Genomic DNA, 19,432 nt, shown 5'->3' on the forward strand with positions numbered 1-19,432 from the left:
GGATGCTTACGTTTATTGTGCCGAGTAACCATTATCAGACCTTTCTTAATTTCGTTATGTATAAGGGCGAGTAACTGAATGAAACAAGAAATGAAATTAGCTTTGCGCAAAGACCTTGTCTTGACTTTTAATACATTTTTAAGTTGAGCAGTTTATTGCCTTTGTGCTGTAAAACCAAGATAAACACCCGATCATGTACGAAGTGCTGGACTAAGATACAAAAAACCTAAAGTTTTGCACCATTTGTCTGTGGCAAAACGTGGTTGTGCCTCAAAAAGTAACCTAGTGAGCGTTCTTTCAACACATTCTTTACAAGTTGAAAGCATCTTTCCTGTGGTGCATAATGAGGAAGAAGTAAAGCGCACTTCTTTATGTTTCTTATGTTCTTATGTCGAAAAGGACGTATTTGTGTTAAGACACGAGAAAAGAACCCCTTCGTTAAGCCAAATGAACAATGTCGAGCTTACCCGAAGATTGTCAGGGCGAGAAAACGCATTTCTAGAGAAACGAGAAAAGAACGATTAACCCGTTCACTTATCCACCCGTTCACTTGTCAATTGGCTAACTCGCCCACTTGTTCACCTATCCACCCGTTAATTAACCAACCGATGTAATCTTTTCAGCAAGAATTTTAACACTATGAGTGCCCTTTTTGTCCACCAATCGCCCACCTTGCTGCAAAAAATCGATTCTCGTGAAGGTTTGTTTTGATGCAAAAAGGGGTTAGTCTGTGAATACGACAAAATGAATTTTTATTTAAAAACGCCACCATCTGGACCAGATTTAGGGCTATTTGCCGCTAAATGCAAGGTAAAATGGTGCAAAACGCAGTGTGTTTTGGTGCTAAATGCAGTGTGTTTTGCCGCAAAATGCAGTGCGTTTTGATGCTAAACGCAAGGTAAAATGGTGCAAAACGCAGTGCAAAATGCTGCTAAAAGCAAGACGAAAAGCATAAAAATACACAGAAATGGTATAAACAAAACCTTTCTGAACCATTAAATATATGGCTGGAAAGGGCAAAATGGCTGTTAAAAAGCAGGTTTTTGGGGGTTAAAAAGGGGTATTTAAGTTGCAATTAAACAGATGAGCAATGCGAGATAACGGCACAAAAAAGAGGTTGGTGCAGGATGCTACCAACCTCGGAATGTGATTTTGACAATCTCAAAATCGAATTAAGTGTTCGCAAATTTAGGCCTTATAATCGAATAAACCAAACTTTTCGGATATTTTTTTCGTATTTTAACGTAACAAATCGTAAAGACAAACGTTTGCAAAAGAATTTTCGTGTGCCTTCGGTTCACGCCACCACTCCGTCCACACTACCAATTTTCACCCATATTATGTCCCCCCTTCCTTGCCTATCTCACTCTTTTTTAGTTACTTTGCACACTACAAGCAGCACTAGCAACAACTTTAAAATACAACAGAACGATGAAGAAACAAACTTTATGCGTACAGGCAGGATGGGAACCTAAGAACGGCGAACCTCGCGTACTGCCCATTATTCAAAGCACGACTTTCAAGTACGACAACACAGAAGAGATGGCCATGCTTTTCGATTTGAAGAAAGAAGGCTACTTCTATACACGCTTACAAAACCCAACCAACGACGCTGTTGCGAAGAAAATAGCCGCATTAGAAGGTGGCGTGGCGGCAGTTCTCACATCGAGCGGACAAGCAGCCAACTTCTATGCAGTGTTTAACATCTGCGAGGCGGGCGACCACTTCGTTTCTTCAAGCGAGATATACGGCGGAACGTTCAATCTCTTTGCAGTAACGCTTAAAAAGCTTGGCATCGACTGCACGTTTGTTCATCCCGATGCCTCGGACGATGAGATACAGGCTGCTTTCCACCCTAACACCAAGCTGCTCTTCGGCGAAACCATTTCAAATCCCAGCTGTGCAGTGCTAGATATTGAGAAGTTCGCACGCATTGCACACCGCAATGGCGTACCCTTAATTGTGGACAACACCTTTGCCACACCCATCAATTGCAACCCCTTTGAGTGGGGATGCGACATCGTTACCCACTCTACAACGAAATATATGGACGGACATGCCACCTCTGTTGGCGGCGTTGTGGTGGATAGCGGCAACTTCGACTGGGAAACGAACGCCGAAAAGTTCGCCGGATTGTGCACGCCCGACAGCTCATACCACGGCCTGACTTACACCACGGCCTTCGGAAAGATGGCTTATATCACGAAAATGGTGGTTCAACTGATGCGCGACCTCGGCTCGATTCCTAGCCCACAGAACGCTTTTCTGCTAAACATCGGACTTGAAACGCTGCACCTACGCATGCGACAGCATTGTCAAAACGCACAGAAAGTGGCCGAATACCTGCATAACGACCCGCATGTGGCATGGGTGCATTACTGCGGATTGGAAGACGATGCCAACCACGAGAAGGCGAAAAAGTACCTACCCAACGGCTCGTGTGGCGTGCTTTCGTTCGGTTTGAAGGGCGACAGAGCCACTGCCGTGAAGTGGATGGACGCGTTAAAGATGATTGCTATCGTTACGCATGTGGCCGATGCACGCACCTGCGTGCTGCATCCTGCCAGCCATACACACCGACAACTGTCTGATGAGCAACTTCGCGAGGCTGGCGTCACAACCGATCTCATCCGCCTTTCGGTGGGCATAGAAGATGTGGAAGACATCTTGGCCGACATCAAACAGGCGTTGGAAAAGCTGTAACGCCCTTACAACGCTACGTTAAGTGTGCGTTGAAAAAAGGGAAAAGGAGCATGGAAAGTGTGGCTAACCCATATTGTGAACAGGGTTTGCGCACTTTCCCCACCTGTCAGCAAAACGAAAAAGCAGGTATAGTTGGTAATTTGTGAGCAGGTAATCTTCTGTTTCCACCCAATTATCAGCAGACCTCTATAATAAGAAAAGAAATTGATTAGAAACCTCTCCCTATCGATTAACAAAACATTTAGGGTGAGTGTACTTCGAAGTTTTTCAAACGCCTAGACATGAACATCAAACTTGAAAAGGGAATAAACAAAGACAACGCCTCGCTTTTATGTAAGTGGTCTAATGAACAAGGAAAAGCGTTTCAGGAGCAATGGATGGGTCCCAAAATCTCTTATCCGTTGAGTTATGGTAAAATAAAGGGCCTCGAAAATGTATTTTCCATATTCAATAATGGGGAATTTGTCGGAATGATACAAGAAATACAAATTGGCAAAGACAACATACACATAGGCAGATTTGTAATAAATCCTCAAAAAACAGGATTGGGTTTAGGCACAGAGGCACTAAAAAGGTTTGTAGATTTCATTTTTAAGGATGACAATATTGAAAGTATTTCTTTGACAGTCTTCGACTTCAACCAAAATGCAAAGAAACTCTATGAGAAACTTGGCTTTGAAATCAACGAGATAATTGAAGTCCCAAAGCTGAAATACATTATGAGAATGCACAGATAGGTTATGTCGGTTCGGTATAAAAGCCATAAAGAACAAACCAATAAAAAGAGGAAGTGTCAAGACTGCCACATCCTCTTCTTGTACAAGCATTTTTTAATGCGAGGTGTGGATAAACAAGTTTGTTCGTCTACTATCTTGCAGATAATGATAGAGCCAAATTTGCAAAAAGCAAATACAAGATCTATACATTGAACAGTGTTATAGGCCTATTGTTCTATACTGTTGCTTATCTTTTCTTCTTCGAAATGAAATACCATTTATCGGATAGCCAAGTGGTATGGCGATCTACACCTTCACCACATGGCACCAACACGCCTGTATCAGTCACCTTTGCACGTCCCTCTTTAAAAGGATAAGCAAATTTAAAGCGTGGCGAGATGACGACATTCCCCAGCGTATCGGCAAATCCTACAAGTGCGTTATCATCTACAATTCTAAACAACCCATCGGCAGGATAGTCGGGTCCGTTATCGTAATTGAAGACCTTAAAGAGAAACTCACCTTTGTTGTTAAAACATTTAATTGCGCCCACACTATCTGCAACGAAACCAATGCGCGAAATAGTATCTGTATAAGCGAAGGGAAATGTGCAATCAACAATAGTATCGCCTTGGGCGTTTATATACCCATAAAGCCCATTTCGTTCAGCAACAAAAAGTCGGTTATCTGCATCCTTGCAGTTTGCAAATAATACCACTGCAAGAAAAGAGATGACGATACACCAGCCAGAAGTTCTCATATTGCTGTTATTTAAGTTCATATAATAAAGCCATTCCGCACTCATCAAAGTACCCGTGACCTTCGACTTCTTTCCCGTCAAACAAATCAATGTGCCCAGCAGCATCGTCCCATTCACAGTTGGAAAAGATTATAACACCTTTCTTCCCTCGAAAATCTTTTGCTGCATGCCCCTTTATTGGAGACCCTCCTATATGTTTCTTAACAAACTTCTTCATGCCTGCTACTCGATACAAGTACCATTTTTTATATTTCCCCGAAGAGACACTCCCATCATACCGGCTTATAGGCATGCCTGAATAATTAAAAGCATACGACATTCTAATAGCACAAGCATTTTTAAAAATGTTGGCTTTGATGTTCGCTTCGACTTTACCACCACTCAACTTCCCCACTTTCGAGGGTGCAAGAGACTTTACTCGTGCAAAGTTAGAGCTAAGTGTTGAATAAGAAATTGCCGTCATATTAAATTACTTTTTAATCACAAAGATACTTATTATCCTCGAATACTCAAAAGAAATAGAAATAAAGCGAAAAAGAGAAGAAACAAAAAGAGGAAATGTTTTTATTGACACTTCCTCTTTAAGCGGTGCGTACGAGATTCGAACTCGTGACCTCCTGCGTGACAGGCAGGCATTCTAACCTACTGAACTAACGCACCTTTCCATGTGCGAACATTAACTTTGCGGTGCGTACGAGATTCGAACTCGTGACCTCCTGCGTGACAGGCAGGCATTCTAACCTACTGAACTAACGCACCTTGTTAAGCTACTGTTCTTAATTGCGGTGCAAAGGTAGACATAATTATTGAAACCGCAAAATGTTTATTGCATTTTTTAAGGGCGCATTTAAAATTTAAAGCGGCAGAGGTTGCGTTGTTACCGCCATAGCAGCACACTTATCGTTTCCGTTTCTTCGTTTTTCTAAGAGAAAGTATTATATTTGCAAAGGCAACGACACCAACAACTGATGTCTGCAATTGCCTCTCAATGAGGAACCAAGAGTCCCAAACATTAACACCACCATTTCAACTTATACTACCGATATAATATGCCATTAACAATAAGCAAGCGACATTTCGTTTCAATCATACTCCTGTTCGGCGTGTTTGTCCACGCCTGGTGTTTACACGCAACTCCCATCGACTTCATGGAAAGTAAGCACAGAACATCGCCGTTTGCACTAACAGACGGCGAGGAAACAATGCTGCCCTACTTCACAGGAGAAACGCCCACATGCCTATACACCGTTTATTTTCTTGGTCGCACCGCCAAGGAACGAAGTTTTTGGGACGTATATAATAAGGTGGGGTTTTGGAAAGACAAAGACAATGAATGCCCACACCTATACGCCAAAGACATAGAACGACGCATAACAACAGCAATAAAACAGTATAACATTTTCGCTATCGCCATTGATAAGGGCATGATAAAAGACATCCAAAAGGGCGATTTCACACCTAACGACGATGCACAATACACTACTTTCCTATTGAAAGAAGGGAAATGGACGGTGGTGGACAGCTTTAACGTGATGCAATCTCCCACAAATTCGGCGGAGTATCTTATGAAGGTGCTAGACAAAACGAGCCGAAACAACGCACAATTGTTAGGAGACAGCTTGGTGTCTTCTCCAAACTTCGCCCACAATGTAAATGCCACATGCGCAGAAAATGCAAGTGGATGTATTCTCGAAAAGTTGAAATGCAATTATTATCAGCTGCATTCCAACACTCCGACTATGGCCTGCCGCTTGGATGAAAGCCATAAAATGAAGTTTAAATCACACAAGACGAGAACCGACACAGAAGAACATATCAAAACCTACGCCCTGCTGTTGACGAACAATGTGGTTTCAGACTCTATTCTTTGCTATGAATACTACAACAATGCCGGCACGCTTTCTTGTTACGAACAGCTATATTATGTCGACATCAGTAAAGGCAGAATATGGACTGTTAGCCTGACTTACGATGTTGAGAGCGTAGAGGCCGCCGATGCAGACATATACATAATAGACCAAAAACGGGGTTGTTTTAGGAGAGAGGACAACACTACAAAGCCCCTTGTACGGACACGACAAAGTGCTTGTACGGACACTACAAGACGAAACCGTCTTGACTTTTAATCTTTCTACAGATTAAGAGGAGGTTATGTCTTTGTGCTGCAAAACCAAGATAAACGCCCCGTTCATCTATGACGTGCCAAACAAAGATATGATGAAATCTGAAATTCTGCCCCATTCGCCTGTGGCAAAACATGGCTATGTCCCCCAAAAGGTAACCTGGCGGGAGTTTTTTCAATACAATCTTTACAAGTTGAAAGCATCTTTCCTGTGGCACATAATGAGGAAAAAGTAAAGCGCATTTCTTTATGTTCCATCTGTTCTTATGTAGAAATGGACGTATTTATGTTAAGACACGAGAAAAGAACGTTTTCGTTAAGCCAAATGAACAATGTCGAGCTTGCTCGAACATCGTCGTGGCGAGAAAACGCACTTTTAGAGGAACAAGAAAAGAACGATTAACTCGTTCACCTATCCACTCGTTAACTTGTCCATTCGTCCCACTCGCCAACTGGTTAACTTGTCAACTGGTTAACTCGTCAACTCGTCAACCTGTTAACCTATCCACGCGGTTACACATCAATGGATGTAAACTATTCGGTATAGAATTTAACACTATGAGTGCCCTTTTTGTACACCAATCGCCCACCTTGCTGCAAAAAATCGATTCTCGCGGAGGTTGGTTTAGATGCAAAAAGGGGTTAGCCTATAAACACAACAAAATGAATTTTTATTTAAAAACGACACTATCTGCACCAGATTTAGGGTTATTTGCCGCTAAATGCTAGGTAAAATGGTGCAAAACGCAGTGCGTTTTGGTGCTAAATGCAGTGCGTTTTGCCGCAAAATGCAGTGCGTTTTGATGCTAAACGCAGGGTAAAATGGTGCTAAACGCCGTTCAAAATGCGGCTAAATGCAAGACGAAAAGCATAAAAATACACCGAAATAGTATAAACTAAACCCTTCTGAACCATTAGATATATGGCTGAAAAGGGCTAAATAGCTGTTAAAAAGCAGGTTTTTAGGGTTAAAAGCGAGTAATTGGGCTTGAGAAATTACGAGCATTCAGCCAAACTAGAAAGGCTAAATGGTGCAAAATGCAGGCTTTTCTCTTAAAAACGAACATATTTGAAGGCGTGAAAGATCAGAAATAGGGACAATTTACCTACTTTATGGCCTGTATTTGCGCTAGAACAGCGCGGAATTTAGAGTGATATTGTAAAATAAAAGATAATAATTTAAGTTTTTACCTGATGTATTTGTGAATTGGGGAGCTAATGTCTTCGGGAGTTGTTGGGCTTTCGTTAGTTTATAGGCCTGTGAGTTGACTTGTCCTGCACTCCTCTCAATTTATAGGATATTAAAAGTCAAGACGACTTCGACACTTGTACACACACTACAAGCGTGTTTGTAGCCACGGTACAAATAGTTTTCACTAACACATTGGCAACAAACGGTGGTGAACAACCTGCATTCCAAAAACAAATCTTTTCGCTTGTTAATTATCGGCACTTGGGTTAAGCCAAACATGGCTAAGTGGCGCGCCTGCTCCCTTGTTAACTTGTAAATTCGTAAACTTGTCAACTGATAGGCTCGCCAACTTGTCAACTTGTTGACTCGTTAACCCGTTAACTCATCACCTACTACAAGAACAACTGCATCAAACAAGCATCCTTATACACGCCCTCTTTCACCTGCAACCACTGTTTAAGCAGAGCCGTTTGCACAAAACCTAGTTTCTCGAACAGCCGCAAACAGCTTTCGTTATCGCATTCGGCCACCAAGAACAGCTGGTGAAGATGCAACGTTTTACTAGCATACGCCACAAGTTTTGTCAAAGCAGCCGTGGCATATCCTTTGTGGCGATGAGGTTTCATGATAACAATACCCACTTCGGCACGACTGTGTTGGGGCGAAAAGTTCATCAAATCAATGATGCCCACGGTTTCGCCTGCCTCAATATCAATCATCATGCGCACCTGTTTGTCGGCATAAATGTCGTTAGTATTGGTCTCCACGTATTCGTGTAAGGCAAAACGCGAGTACGGAACGTTTGTTGCACTAACAGCCCAAAGTGCTTGATTGTTCTCTACTTTATAAAGCGTGTCGAGGTCTTCGGGTTCCATCGCACGCAAGTTTACTATGGGATGGTTCATTTGATGATGTCGTTAGTGGTGATAAGCAATTGCGTTTCGGGGTTGAAAAGCCCAAGGGTGACGTTTTTTTGAGGATGTTTCGACATGATTTCGAGAATGGTTTGATAGCTATACACACTGCTATCGTAAACCATTACGGTGGGTTGCGCAAGCGTTTCTTCGACTGAGGCATGGCCCAAAGGCAGCATTTGCTCGTTGGCCACGGTGCATTCCACGCTCAACCCCTTGCGTTTGGCCATTTGCTGGATAGCCAAGCACGATGTCTGCGACCCGTAAAAACGATATGCCGGCTGCTGCTTTCGCCGTGGGCGTAAGGCCAATGCGCGGCGCAAAACACGCGTCTGGATGTTTAACAAGGCGGTTAATGCCTTGAAATAGATGGCCGCCTTGATGGGCAGCGACACCCAAAAGCGCGTGTGCCGATAGTGTTTGCGAAAGAAGATAAGCATGGCTTGATAAAACACATGTACGTAACGGAAAGACGACTTGTGGGTGCTTTCGCCCTTATAATGAAGTATTTGGCACGGCAAATACCAGTTTTCGTAACCTGCTTTGAGTATGCGGTAAGACAAGTCGATGTCTTCGCCATACATGAAATAGTCTTCATCTGGCAGCCCAACCTTGTCAAACGCCTCACGTCTTACCATCATACACGCACCACTTATCACCTCGATGCGGGCAGGAGCATCCCACGGCAGATACGAAAGATAATACTTGCCGAAACGTTTGCTTTGCGGAAAACGGGCGCAAAGGCCGGTCATCTTATAGAAAGACACCATAGGCGAGGGCAAACCACGGCGCGACTCCATCGCCTTTTGTCCGTCGGCACCCAGCATTTGTACGCCCATACCGCCAGCTTGCGGATGTTCGTCCATAAAACTCAGCATCGTTTGTATGGTGCTTTCGGCCACAAACGTATCGGGATTGAGCAACAGCACATACTGGCTTTGGCTCTGTTTGATGGCCACATTGTTGGCGTAGGCAAAGCCATAGTTGTGCATGCAGGCAATGATGTTTACCTGAGGAAACCGCTCTTGCAGGTATTCCACCGACCCATCGTGCGAATGATTGTCAACTACATACACCTCGGCATCCACGTCTGCCAAGGCTTTGCGAAGTGAATGCAGGCATTGCTCTACATAATACTTCACGTTATAGTTAACGATAATCACCGTAAGTTTAGGCATTTTCGGAGCTGTTGTCGTTGGTTTGCAAACTGGCTTTCTCGCGTTCGTAGCGATTACGCGTTGGCATTACGAAGAGTAAGCAGAGAAAAAGGATTATGGCCATGTAGCCAAAGGGAACACCCATGAAGGCGTAATAGGCAAAAGTGTTGAGCAACAAGGGCAATCCCAACAGCACAAGGCGCAATATGGCACGGCAATCGTAACTCATCCGGCCTGTGTTAGAATGCCCAGGACGAACCAAACGGAACGCCACGGGGATGGCACAAAGCGAAAGTAGTTCGAGAATTGCGGTGCAAAGGAAGTCGGCCGAGCGGTTGTCGGCCCACCATCCGCCTATCAACATGTTGGTTTCGAACAGCAAAGCTGCCAATAACGACAACACTATGCTGGTGTAAAAAATAATATTGAGCGTTTGTTGGGGTTTCATATTGTTTGAGTTTATGAGTTCATGAGTTCGTGAGTTTGTAAGTTCATGAGTTTGTAAACTCATAACCTCACGAACTTACAAACTCAGAAACTTAAACCTTTTACGTTTATCCTATTGATGTTCTGTTGATAATAGAGCGGCCAAGCGTCACCTCATCAGTATATTCTATCTCGTCGCCCACGGAGATCCCACGTGCAATAACGCTCGTCTTCACCTTGTAAGGGGCAATCTTTCGCGAGATATAATAGTTGGTGGTGTCGCCCTCCATCGTGCTGCTCAATGCCAATATCACTTCGTTCACCCCACCTTTTGCCACTCGTTCAACCAAAGAATTAATCTCAATGTCGTTCGGTCCCACACCATCCATAGGCGAAATAACGCCTCCTAACACATGATATAGGCCGTTGTATTGCTGCGTATTCTCAATGGCCATCACGTCTTGGATGTTTTCCACCACACAAATGGTGGCCGCATCGCGACGTGGATTGGCGCAGATGGCACACGTTTCGGTGTCGCTGATGTTGTGGCAAAGCTGGCAATACTTAATGTCTTTACGCACTTTGAGGATGGATGAGGAAAAAGACTCCACGTCCTCAACGCGTGTTTTCAGCAAATGCAGCACCAGCCGAAGGGCCGTTTTGCGGCCAATGCCTGGTAGCCTACTAAATTCGGACACCGCTTTTTCCAAGAGGGCGGAGGGATATTGTTGTTCCATTATGCGATGAATGACTGCAACTGATGCAGCCCAAGGGTTGTTCGTTGGATGCGAAAGGACGTGAGGCTAGGCGTTCTTCGTGAGGTTGCACATAGGTAAGCGAAGTCCATCCGAGTACCGCCTGTTGTTTTTTTCGCGCCCCACCCCACGTTCGTTTCTACTTATACTTCTTTATTAGGTCATCGGCGCGCGTGTCGCCCAGTTCCTTTGCTTTGTTCAATGCCGCCAGGCCTTCTGCCTTTTTGTTGTCGTTTACCAAGGCCAAGCCCTTAATGAGGTAAAGGTCGGGATAATTGGGAGCAATGCGCAAGCCCAAGTCGGCCGTAGCAACGGCGTCGTCTTTTTGGTTAACGCGCAATTGCAATTGGGCTAGTTCGGCATAATAGGTGGGCTCTGCGCGATTAAGGACAATGGCGTGGGCAAAGTCGTTCAACGCCTGTTGAAACTGACGTAACTGCACTTCGCACAAGGCGCGGGTATAATAGAAGTCGTGCGAGGCACGCCCCAACATCAAACTATCATAGCGATTATAGTCTGCTATTGCCTTCTTGTATTGCTGTGCACCATGCAAAGCCGTACCCCGAGCCAACACATAAGGGGCAGAAAGGTTGGCATCTTGCGCTGTTACGGCACTATCGAGCAAGGTTAAAATCTCCGCGAAGGGTGCTTTAAGCTGTTGCTTGCACTGCGCTGCCTCGTAAAACAATTCGCCATTGCGAAGGTTGGTCTTCGTCAGAGCCATAAACTGTTCGTAAGCCTTGGCGTATTCGCCCTTGAAATAGACGATTTGTGCCTCCAAATGTTTGTACAAAGGCAATGGATTAAGGGCGTAGGCCTTGTTTGTTTCGGCCAAAGCAAGGTCTAAGTTCCATTGCGGATAAGGCATGTTGGCCTGCTTTATCTCCTTCTGATAGATAAGTTTGGCCAGGTTATAATGTGCCTCGTCTTTCTTGTCGGCCATGCCTAAAGCCGTCTGCATGGTGGCGTTGGCCCTACCAAAGTCGTTTTGAGCGAGGTAAAACTCGGCCTTCGAGACATATCCTTCAACCGACTTAGGGAACTTATGGATAAAGTCTTCCACATAGCGCAGGTAGCGCGAGGGCGACGTTTGCCCAGCCTCGAGCATCAGCATAAGTAAGGCTTGGTCTTGCTTATCGGGCAAGGCCATACGTATGGTGGTTTGCTTTAAGATAGGTTCGTTTACCGACAAGCCCGTGGTTTTAAAGGTTTCGGCCAGGCGAACGTCAACAGAATTGTAATCGCCGCTGAGCTTGGAGTGCTGCAACAAGCCCATAACCTCGCCTTTTTCGTTGGTTACAGGACAGCCTATGTGTAGGCTCTCGGGTTGTCCGTCATACTGATAGAAGTAACAATCGGTCATAAACGGCTCGGCCTTCTTCACTTTCAATGCGCTTGTTTGCGCTCTTCCTGTGGAATACTGCACAAGCCAAGCACGCGCCCCCACAGCCATTTGGGTTTTAGCGGCAGGTGCGGGCGTGGTAATGGCGTTAACCTTAAACTTACAAAGGTCGTAAACTTCGCTTGCACCATATATTACATCCACGGTGTGCTTATTGCCATTGGCATCAATCACGATGGCACTGTCGGCTCCAACAAAGGGTGCCCATGTGCTCACGGCCTCGCCATTAGTCCCTACAAACACGCCCCTACCTGAGGCAAGGAGACTTCCGTCTTTCTTAAATGTGGTGAGACTGAACACCGATTTCAAAACTTTCTGCACATTAGCCGACTGTGCTTGCGCACCGAGGGCAAAGCATGTGAAGAGCAAGGATAAGAAAACTGATTTCATATATTACTGTTTCTGTATTTTTATTGTATGCCAAGCAGTGTCTTGGCGTTGTCTATGGCCGCGGCCGATACGTCGCTACCGCTCAACATCTTGGCTATTTCGCCAACGCGTTCGCTTGGGTTGAGCAAACACATGTGGCTCACTGTGCCTTGGTCGGTCTCTTCTTTCGACACCATATAATGGGTCGTACCCAGCGCGGCAATCTGTGGTAAGTGGGTAATGGCAATCACCTGCCTATCTGTTTTGCCCATATCGGCCATGATATTGGCCATCTTTTCGGCCACCCTTCCACTAACGCCTGTGTCTATTTCGTCGAATATAATGGTGGGCAACTTAACCGCATTGCTTATCATCGCCTTCAACGAGAGCATCACACGGGCGATTTCTCCACCCGATGCCACCTGACTTACGGGCTGTAAAGCCGTGTTGGTGTTGGCACTGAAAAGGAAAGAAACCTTGTCGCAGCCGTTGGGCGACAACTCTTTGGCACTCAACGCTATTTTGAACTGTACTTTGGGGATGCCCAATTCCATCAGCATAGACTGCAATTGCTGTTCTATCTGCTGCGCCTTTTCTTGACGAATGGCGGTTAGTTTTGCGGCTTTCTCGGTGCAAATGGCCAACATCTGCTCCTTCTTCTTGCGCATTTCTTCCAAGTCGGCGTCGCCGTTGTCGATGTGTTGCAGCTGTTGCTTTATGTCGTTGTGCATGGCGATAAGCTCGGCCACGCTATCTAGTCGGTATTTCTTTTCAAGCGAATAGATGATGTTCAGCCGTTGGGTTATCTCGTCAAGGCGTTGCGGGTCGAAGTCAACGTCCTCTACCTGCGAACCCAAGTCTTGGGCAATGTCTTTCAGTTCGACATAACAGTTATCCAGTCGTTCGGCCAATTCCTTTACGTTGGGATATATTTCTTCGATGTCGTGCAGCTTGCCAACATAGGTATGCAAGCTGCCAAGCATGCTATTGCTTTCGCCATCGATGCCTTCAACAGCTTGATAAAGTGCCGCCTTAATGTCTTCGGCATGCGACATTATTTCCGATTCCTGCTCCAAACTTTCCTGCTGACCGTCTTCTAGCTTGGCCTCTTCCAACTCGGCATGCTGAAAACGCAGGTAGTCTTCGCGCTCTTTGTTGCCACTGATAAGTTCTTCCAGCTGTCGTAGTTCTTTCTCTGCTGCCTTATATTTATCGTATGCCTCGGCGTACTCGGCAAGTTGAGCTGAGTTTTGGGCGATGAGGTCGATAACGTTAAGCTGAAAATCTTCCTTATTGAGCAACAGATTTTGGTGCTGACTGTGAATGTCGATGAGGCGTTCGCCCAACTCTTTGACCAACGCTAGCGGCGCAGGAGCATCGTTAATGAAGGCACGACTCTTACCCGAAACGTTTATCTCGCGGCGAATGATGCAGTCGTTGGCGTCATAGTCTAGGTCGTTTTGCTCGAAAAAAGACTCTAACCCATAGTGGGCGATGTTGAAATGCGCCTCAACGGTGCACTTCTCGGCTCCGTGCTTAATGCTTTTCACGTCGGCTCGCTGCCCCATAACCAGTCCAAGCGCACCAAGTATGATACTCTTTCCTGCTCCTGTTTCGCCTGTTATCACCGAAAAACCCGAACGAAAGTCCATGTCTAGCTCGTCGATAAGTGCGAAATTCTTAATATATAGTTGTGTTAGCATGTCATTCTTTTATTTTTTCCCAAGCGTTATTTTGGCTTGCATTGATTTTAAACAGCAGGTCGTACACGGCTTGTTTCTCTTTTTGTGTGCCTTTTCCTTGGTAAACCTGCACCAGTTCGTCTCGCTTATAGTCGGTCCATATCTGCGGCAACATGCTCAATGGCTTGTTTTCCTTGCTACGTTTCAGCCCCTCTTCTAGTGCTGTGGTGATGTTTACCCTGCCTCGTTCTGCGTTGTTCACCATCTCGTCTAGTCCCTTTCTGTAATAATCGTACTGCAATTGGCGGAAGGGTTGCATGCGCCCATCTAGATAATCGTTGATGATGGCGAAACGATTTCGGTCGTTGTCGAACGATTTCCAACCAGCAAACGAAAGGTTTTGAGCGTTATTCACGAGGGTCATGCAGCGTTGAAGAACGTCTTCACCGCCCATAGGCGCAAAGCTATCGAGGTCTAATCCGATGATGAGATAGGCATAATAGGCCAACAGAGCGGTTAGTTGGTTGGAGAGGTTGTCTTCGTTTAACTCCAATTGGTCGAACTGCGAGTAGTCGAAATTGAAGTCGTTGTCGGTATTGTTGTAAAGAACCGAAGAATAAGAGGCATTGAACACGGGGCGGTTGGCCTGTATCAAAGCTTTACACGAGAAACGATTGGCCTCGCGGTCGTATTGCTGTATGGTGATGTTGAAGTTGCAGACAATACGTTCGTTATCCCTAAACTGCAAGTGGGTCCATTGTCGGTTGTTCACAAATTGTTCGATGGCTTGTTGCAAGTTGTCGAACACAGCCGTCTCGGTGGTTTGCACCTGACTGGCGTTCACGGTGACTTTCGCTCGCAACTCTTGTGCGAACGCGCCACGGCAAACCATCAGTAAGCCCAACAAAAACGCAATCTTTATCTTCATTTGCAAATACACCTTATTATATATAGGAGTTATGGAGTTAAGCCAAACACTTGGTGACAGAGTGGCAAAGACACTAGGCATACCACTCCCCTCTCCCCTTGGAGAGGGGCTGGGGGTGAGGCTTTACTCTGGTAACAGAGTGGCAAATACGCAAGACATACCACTCCCCTCTCCCCTTGGAGAGGGGTTGGGGGTGAGGCTTTACTCTGGCAACAGAATGGCAAATACACTAGGCATACCGCTCCCCTCTCCCCTTAGAGAGGGGTTGGGGGTGAGGCTTTACTCTCAACATTTCATCCTTTCGCACAGATACTCAACAATATCTTTGGCCACTTCTGACTTCGATTTAAAGCCGAACTGCCTTTTCTCGGTAGCCGAAATAATGTTTACCATATTGTTGTCTGTTCCAAAACAAGTGCCCTCGTTGCGCAAAGAATTCAGCACAATGAAGTCTAAGTTCTTGCTTTCGAGCTTCTTTTGCGCATTCGTTTCCTCGTTATTGGTTTCCAAGGCAAAGCCAACCAGCACCTGATTTCCTTTTTTCTCCCTACCCAATGCCGCGGCAATGTCGTGCGTAGCGGCAAGTTTTAAGGTAAGTCCATCGCCTTCGCGCTTTATCTTTTTTGCAGCAACGGCAACAGGTTTAAAGTCGGCCACGGCAGCACACAATATTGCGGCATCGGCATGGGCAAACTCGGCTACACAAGCGGCGTGCATCTCGTCGGCACTTTCCACATCGATGCGCCTAATGGCAGCAGAACATTGCAAGCTTACAGGCCCAGCAACAAGTACCACGTCGGCACCTCTTCGGCTACATTCTTCGGCTAAGGCAAAGCCCATCTTTCCCGAAGAGTAGTTGCCGATAAAGCGAACAGGGTCTATCTTCTCGTAAGTTGGACCGGCCGTAATCAGCACTTTCTTGCCAGCCAGCTGCCCTTGGGCTGTACAGATACGGCCGTTATCCTCGCCTTCAAAATACTTTTCAAGCGTGGCCACGATGTTTTCGGGCTCTTCCATACGTCCTTTTCCTTCCAACCCACTGGCCAAAAAGCCAGCTTGCGACTCGATAATGATGTTGCCCACCTGCCTAAGCCGGTCTATATTGGCCTGCGTTGAGGGGTGAGCATACATGTCCAAATCCATTGCAGGCGCAACAAACACAGGCGCTTTCATCGAGAGATAGGTTGTGATAAGCATGTTATCGGCAATACCGTGAGCCATCTTGCCCAACGAACTGGCCGTGCATGGCGCAATAAGCATGGCATCGGCCCAGATACCTAGGTCGACATGCGAGTGCCATGTGCCGTCGCTCGCTGCGAAAAACTCGCTCACTACGGGTTTCCCACTCAGTGCAGAGAGCGTAACGGGCGTGATAAACTTCTTGCCGGCCTCGGTTATCACCACCTGCACTTCGGCTCCTTGCCTCACCAACAGGCGCAGAATAAGGCAGGCCTTATAGGCGGCTATGCTACCCGTTATGCCTAATACAATTTTCTTTCCTTTCAACATGTGTCGCAGAAACTTTAAAAGGCGATCAGCCGACATCAACGTCCGCCAAAGCCCTTTAACCTAATACGCGTAAGAACTTGCTTGGTGTTGTTGGTGAAATCGGCCTGTAACATCCAGTTATAATAGCCGGGATCGCGCTGCAACACCTCGTCAACGGCGCTACCTTTATACTTACCGAAGTTAAAGTATTCTTTCTTTATCACCTGTCCCTTGCTGTCCAGCATCTCGTTTCCCTTGCCATCAAGCACGGGTCGCCACACTATTCGGCCGGCGAAGTCAACGTTATCGTTGTTCTTTGAAAACTCGGCAAGGTAGTCCATGTCGTTAGGCAACACGCGTTCGGGCTCTTCTTGGTTGGCCTCCGAGTATTTTTCTAGTTCGCCCAACAGCACACGGTAAGTGGCTTCTGCGTCTTGGTCGGCGCGATGAGCCTCAAAATCGTCTTCCATCTTTCTACCACAATAAAACTTGTAGGCGGCGGCAAGGTTGCGTTTCTCCATCTTGTGGAAGATGGTTTGCGCGTCGATGAGCCGTGCAGAAGAGAAATCGAAGTCTATTTCAGCACGCAAAAACTCCTCGGCAAGCATGGGAATGTCGAAATGGTTGGAGTTAAAGCCTGCGAAGTCGCAGCCTTTGAACACCTCGTTAAGGCGAGGTGCAAGCTCTTCGAATGTGGGAGCATCCTCCACCAAGTCGGTTGTGATGCCCGTTAACTCGCTCACCTCGTCGGGAATAGGCCTTTGAGGATAAACCAAGAGGTTCTCTCGCTCTTCCTTTCCGTCGGGATAAATCTTGATATACGATATTTGTATGATGCGGTCGTTGACCAAGTCCAGCCCTGTTGTTTCCAAGTCGAAGACAACAAGCGGACGGGTTAGGTTCAGTTTCATTTACACTGTTACGGAGTTAGTTTGTCAATGGCGGCGCGGCAGGGCAGCAAAAGCAAGTTGCACGCCCCCTACCCACCACATGGCTACGCGCTATTGGCATCAGTTGTCGTTGAGCATCATGGGCATGATGAGCATCAACACCTCTTCGTTCTCAGGCTGAACAGCAGGCAACACCAATGCGGCCTTGCTGGGATCGGCAAGTTGTACCACCACGTCGTCGCTGTCTAGGTTGTTAAGCACGTCGCCCAACACACTGCCTTTAAAGCCAATGTTCATGGGAATGCCCACGTAATCGCACACCATACTTTCTTTGGCACTGGTGGCGAAGTCGATATCTTCGGACGAAAGTTCAATCAATCCCTGTTCTATGTGCAGGCGAATGAGCTGGCTGCTCTCGCTGGCAAAAGGCAAAACGCGGCGTAGCACGCTCACCAACCCCTTGCGGTCGAGGGTTATTTGGTTGGGATTGTCTTTCGGTATAACCGATTCGTAGTTGGGATAGTTGCCCTCTACCAGTCTACACGACAGCATTCCGTTGGGGAAATGCACTTCTGCATTGCGGTCGTCGAACTTAATTTCCACCATAGTGGCGTCTTTCGTGAGGATGTTTCGCAGCAGCGATGCAGGCTTTTTGGCCAACACAAAAGAGCGTTTCACGTCTGAACGGATGGCGCTGTTCTTGTTTTTCACCAACTTATGCCCGTCGGTGGCAACGATGGCCAACCCATCTTCCTTCAAATCGAAGTAAATTCCGTTCATGATGGGGCGCAATTCGTCTTGCCCCGTGGCGAAAATCGAACGCACAATGCTATTGAGCAGCACAGCCGACTCCATCTGTATGCTTGCCGCATCGGCCGCCAACTCCTTGTTGCGAGGATATTCTTCGGCCGTCTGAGCCGTGAAGTTGTACACGCCGTTCTGGTAAGTTATCTGCACAGCCATAGTCTCCAAGTTGATGTCGAAGTGTAAAGGCTGGTCGGGCAGTTCGCGAGTTGCGTCTAGAATGGTACGACTAGGCACGGTAAAGCGGCCGTTGCTGTCGCTTTCGTCTAGTTTCAATGCGGCCTTCATCGTTGTTTCGCTGTCGCTAGTGGTAAGTGTCAGCACGCCGTCAACCACCTCAAAAAGAAAATTATTGAGAATAGGTATGGACGGTTTCGCGCTTAGCGTCTTGGCCAAGTTTTGCAATTTGCTACTTAATGCCGAACTTGAGATTGAAAATTTCATCAGTATTTATCGTTATTTTAATTATGGCACGATTACACTCCACCGCACAAGACAATGTAAAATTGCCCTGCACAACATGAAGTTTATAAGTACAAAAATACTAAAATCGCGCTTATTAGCAAAAAAAAGATTGAAAAGTTTAGTTTTCAGAACTAAATTACTATCTTCGCACTACAAAAACGGGCCATCGGTCCCCGTTTCGTGTGAAAGCAACTAATATATCACATTAAACATATAAGGACATATACAATGGACATACAAGGTAAAGTCATTGCTGTACTCCCCGAAAAAACGGGAGTTTCTGCCAAAGGAGAATGGAAGGTGCAAGAATACGTCATTGAAACACACGAGGCTTATCCCCACAAGATGGTTTTCTCGGTGTTTGGTGCCGATAGAATTGCGCGTTTCAACGTGCAAGTGGGACAAGAGGTGATGGTGTCTTTCGACATCGATGCTCACGAATATCAAGGACGCTGGTTTAACAGCATCCGTGCCTACGACGTTCGTTTGGTAGACCCTGCACAATTTGGTGTGCCTGCCGCCGCGCCACAAGCTACGCAAGCTGCACCAGCAGGTTTCCCGCCACAACAGGCTGCAAGTGCTGCGCCTGCTGGTTTCCCACCAGCGCAAGACGCACCCGCAGAAGACAGTTCAGACGACCTGCCGTTCTAACGAACGCG

General features: G+C 46.3%; 17 protein-coding genes and 2 tRNA genes. 4 read left to right on the forward strand and 15 right to left on the reverse strand.

Annotation, left to right across the window (positions count from 1 at the left end):
• The first annotated feature begins 1,431 nt into the window (after window positions 1–1,431).
• Entirely contained in the window at window positions 1,432–2,703 is a 1,272-nt protein-coding gene (locus BN93_RS03530) for an O-acetylhomoserine aminocarboxypropyltransferase/cysteine synthase family protein (RefSeq protein ID WP_019186978.1), read from the forward strand.
• A 281-nt stretch (window positions 2,704–2,984) separates the two neighbouring features.
• Window positions 2,985–3,440 (forward strand): GNAT family N-acetyltransferase, encoded by a 456-nt coding sequence (locus tag BN93_RS03535; RefSeq protein WP_019186979.1) that lies wholly within the window; start codon window positions 2,985–2,987, stop codon window positions 3,438–3,440.
• A 226-nt stretch (window positions 3,441–3,666) separates the two neighbouring features.
• Here BN93_RS03535 and BN93_RS03540 read toward each other — a convergent pair whose 3' ends face one another.
• The 4 genes from BN93_RS03540 to BN93_RS03555 form a co-directional block, all read right to left on the reverse strand.
• Window positions 3,667–4,200, reverse strand: coding sequence for a WG repeat-containing protein (locus BN93_RS03540; protein WP_044259693.1), 534 nt, complete (start codon window positions 4,198–4,200; stop codon window positions 3,667–3,669).
• On the reverse strand, window positions 4,187–4,642 hold the full coding sequence (locus BN93_RS03545) for a type VI secretion system amidase effector protein Tae4 (RefSeq protein ID WP_044259695.1): 456 nt from the start codon (window positions 4,640–4,642) through the stop codon (window positions 4,187–4,189). Before BN93_RS03545 ends, BN93_RS03540 begins: the two co-directional genes overlap by 14 nt.
• Window positions 4,643–4,765: 123 nt before the next feature.
• Window positions 4,766–4,839: transfer RNA gene (locus BN93_RS03550), tRNA-Asp, on the reverse strand.
• A gap of 25 nt (window positions 4,840–4,864) precedes the next feature.
• Window positions 4,865–4,938 (reverse strand) — tRNA-Asp (locus tag BN93_RS03555).
• A 389-nt stretch (window positions 4,939–5,327) separates the two neighbouring features.
• On the opposite strand from BN93_RS03555, the gene BN93_RS03560 reads away from it, so the two are divergent.
• Window positions 5,328–6,305: a hypothetical protein gene (locus tag BN93_RS03560; RefSeq protein ID WP_019186982.1), complete on the forward strand. Its 978-nt coding sequence runs from the start codon at window positions 5,328–5,330 to the stop codon at window positions 6,303–6,305.
• A 62-nt stretch (window positions 6,306–6,367) separates the two neighbouring features.
• Here the strand turns inward: BN93_RS03560 and BN93_RS17305 are convergent, their stop codons facing one another.
• The 11 genes from BN93_RS17305 to dnaN all read right to left on the reverse strand — a co-directional run bounded on the left by BN93_RS17305 (window position 6,368) and on the right by dnaN (window position 18,752).
• A complete protein-coding gene (locus BN93_RS17305) occupies window positions 6,368–6,559 on the reverse strand; it encodes a hypothetical protein (protein ID WP_157462642.1) in 192 nt (63 codons plus the stop codon).
• Window positions 6,560–7,885: 1,326 nt separating this feature from the next.
• Window positions 7,886–8,398, reverse strand: coding sequence for a GNAT family N-acetyltransferase (locus BN93_RS03570; protein WP_019186984.1), 513 nt, complete (start codon window positions 8,396–8,398; stop codon window positions 7,886–7,888).
• On the reverse strand, window positions 8,395–9,585 hold the full coding sequence (locus tag BN93_RS03575; RefSeq protein WP_019186985.1) for a glycosyltransferase family 2 protein: 1,191 nt from the start codon (window positions 9,583–9,585) through the stop codon (window positions 8,395–8,397). The genes BN93_RS03570 and BN93_RS03575 overlap by 4 nt, the downstream gene beginning before the upstream one ends.
• Window positions 9,578–10,012, reverse strand: a complete 435-nt coding sequence (locus BN93_RS03580) for a hypothetical protein (RefSeq protein WP_019186986.1) — start codon at window positions 10,010–10,012, stop codon at window positions 9,578–9,580. Before BN93_RS03580 ends, BN93_RS03575 begins: the two co-directional genes overlap by 8 nt.
• 106 nt (window positions 10,013–10,118) lie before the next feature.
• Window positions 10,119–10,727, reverse strand: a complete 609-nt coding sequence (gene recR, locus BN93_RS03585; protein ID WP_019186987.1) for a recombination mediator RecR — start codon at window positions 10,725–10,727, stop codon at window positions 10,119–10,121.
• A gap of 157 nt (window positions 10,728–10,884) precedes the next feature.
• Window positions 10,885–12,537, reverse strand: a complete 1,653-nt coding sequence (locus tag BN93_RS03590) for a trypsin-like peptidase domain-containing protein (RefSeq protein WP_019186988.1) — start codon at window positions 12,535–12,537, stop codon at window positions 10,885–10,887.
• A 20-nt stretch (window positions 12,538–12,557) separates the two neighbouring features.
• On the reverse strand, window positions 12,558–14,219 hold the full coding sequence (gene recN, locus BN93_RS03595; protein ID WP_019186989.1) for a DNA repair protein RecN: 1,662 nt from the start codon (window positions 14,217–14,219) through the stop codon (window positions 12,558–12,560).
• 1 nt (window position 14,220) lies between these two features.
• The gene (gene porD / locus BN93_RS03600; RefSeq protein ID WP_019186990.1) at window positions 14,221–15,126 is read right to left on the reverse strand and encodes a type IX secretion system protein PorD; all 906 of its coding nucleotides are present in this window, start codon (window positions 15,124–15,126) and stop codon (window positions 14,221–14,223) included.
• A 285-nt stretch (window positions 15,127–15,411) separates the two neighbouring features.
• Window positions 15,412–16,635 (reverse strand): bifunctional phosphopantothenoylcysteine decarboxylase/phosphopantothenate--cysteine ligase CoaBC, encoded by a 1,224-nt coding sequence (gene coaBC / locus BN93_RS03605; RefSeq protein WP_044259796.1) that lies wholly within the window; start codon window positions 16,633–16,635, stop codon window positions 15,412–15,414.
• A 35-nt stretch (window positions 16,636–16,670) separates the two neighbouring features.
• Window positions 16,671–17,525 (reverse strand): 3'-5' exonuclease, encoded by an 855-nt coding sequence (locus tag BN93_RS03610; RefSeq protein ID WP_019186992.1) that lies wholly within the window; start codon window positions 17,523–17,525, stop codon window positions 16,671–16,673.
• 99 nt (window positions 17,526–17,624) lie between these two features.
• Window positions 17,625–18,752 (reverse strand): DNA polymerase III subunit beta, encoded by a 1,128-nt coding sequence (dnaN, locus tag BN93_RS03615; RefSeq protein WP_044259697.1) that lies wholly within the window; start codon window positions 18,750–18,752, stop codon window positions 17,625–17,627.
• Between the two features lie 249 nt (window positions 18,753–19,001).
• On the opposite strand from dnaN, the gene BN93_RS03620 reads away from it, so the two are divergent.
• Entirely contained in the window at window positions 19,002–19,424 is a 423-nt protein-coding gene (locus tag BN93_RS03620; protein ID WP_019186994.1) for a DUF3127 domain-containing protein, read from the forward strand.
• Window positions 19,425–19,432: the final 8 nt, after the last annotated feature.

It is taken from the genome of Prevotella conceptionensis 9403948 (genome assembly GCF_000312305.1).
GTDB classification, from domain to species: Bacteria; Bacteroidota; Bacteroidia; order Bacteroidales; family Bacteroidaceae; genus Prevotella; species Prevotella conceptionensis.

Coding starts and splice junctions, on each gene's coding strand:
- BN93_RS03590 (WP_019186988.1), bottom strand. CDS start 12,537: ATGAAATCAGTTTTCTTATCCTTGCTCTTCACATGCTTTGCCCTCGGT.
- dnaN (WP_044259697.1), bottom strand. CDS start 18,752: ATGAAATTTTCAATCTCAAGTTCGGCATTAAGTAGCAAATTGCAAAAC.
- BN93_RS03575 (WP_019186985.1), bottom strand. CDS start 9,585: ATGCCTAAACTTACGGTGATTATCGTTAACTATAACGTGAAGTATTAT.
- recR (WP_019186987.1), bottom strand. CDS start 10,727: ATGGAACAACAATATCCCTCCGCCCTCTTGGAAAAAGCGGTGTCCGAA.
- BN93_RS03580 (WP_019186986.1), bottom strand. CDS start 10,012: ATGAAACCCCAACAAACGCTCAATATTATTTTTTACACCAGCATAGTG.
- porD (WP_019186990.1), bottom strand. CDS start 15,126: ATGAAGATAAAGATTGCGTTTTTGTTGGGCTTACTGATGGTTTGCCGT.
- BN93_RS03620 (WP_019186994.1), top strand. CDS start 19,002: ATGGACATACAAGGTAAAGTCATTGCTGTACTCCCCGAAAAAACGGGA.
- BN93_RS03570 (WP_019186984.1), bottom strand. CDS start 8,398: ATGAACCATCCCATAGTAAACTTGCGTGCGATGGAACCCGAAGACCTC.
- BN93_RS03545 (WP_044259695.1), bottom strand. CDS start 4,642: ATGACGGCAATTTCTTATTCAACACTTAGCTCTAACTTTGCACGAGTA.
- BN93_RS03610 (WP_019186992.1), bottom strand. CDS start 17,525: ATGAAACTGAACCTAACCCGTCCGCTTGTTGTCTTCGACTTGGAAACA.
- recN (WP_019186989.1), bottom strand. CDS start 14,219: ATGCTAACACAACTATATATTAAGAATTTCGCACTTATCGACGAGCTA.
- BN93_RS17305 (WP_157462642.1), bottom strand. CDS start 6,559: ATGGAACATAAAGAAATGCGCTTTACTTTTTCCTCATTATGTGCCACA.
- BN93_RS03535 (WP_019186979.1), top strand. CDS start 2,985: ATGAACATCAAACTTGAAAAGGGAATAAACAAAGACAACGCCTCGCTT.
- coaBC (WP_044259796.1), bottom strand. CDS start 16,635: ATGTTGAAAGGAAAGAAAATTGTATTAGGCATAACGGGTAGCATAGCC.
- BN93_RS03530 (WP_019186978.1), top strand. CDS start 1,432: ATGAAGAAACAAACTTTATGCGTACAGGCAGGATGGGAACCTAAGAAC.
- BN93_RS03540 (WP_044259693.1), bottom strand. CDS start 4,200: ATGAACTTAAATAACAGCAATATGAGAACTTCTGGCTGGTGTATCGTC.
- BN93_RS03560 (WP_019186982.1), top strand. CDS start 5,328: ATGGAAAGTAAGCACAGAACATCGCCGTTTGCACTAACAGACGGCGAG.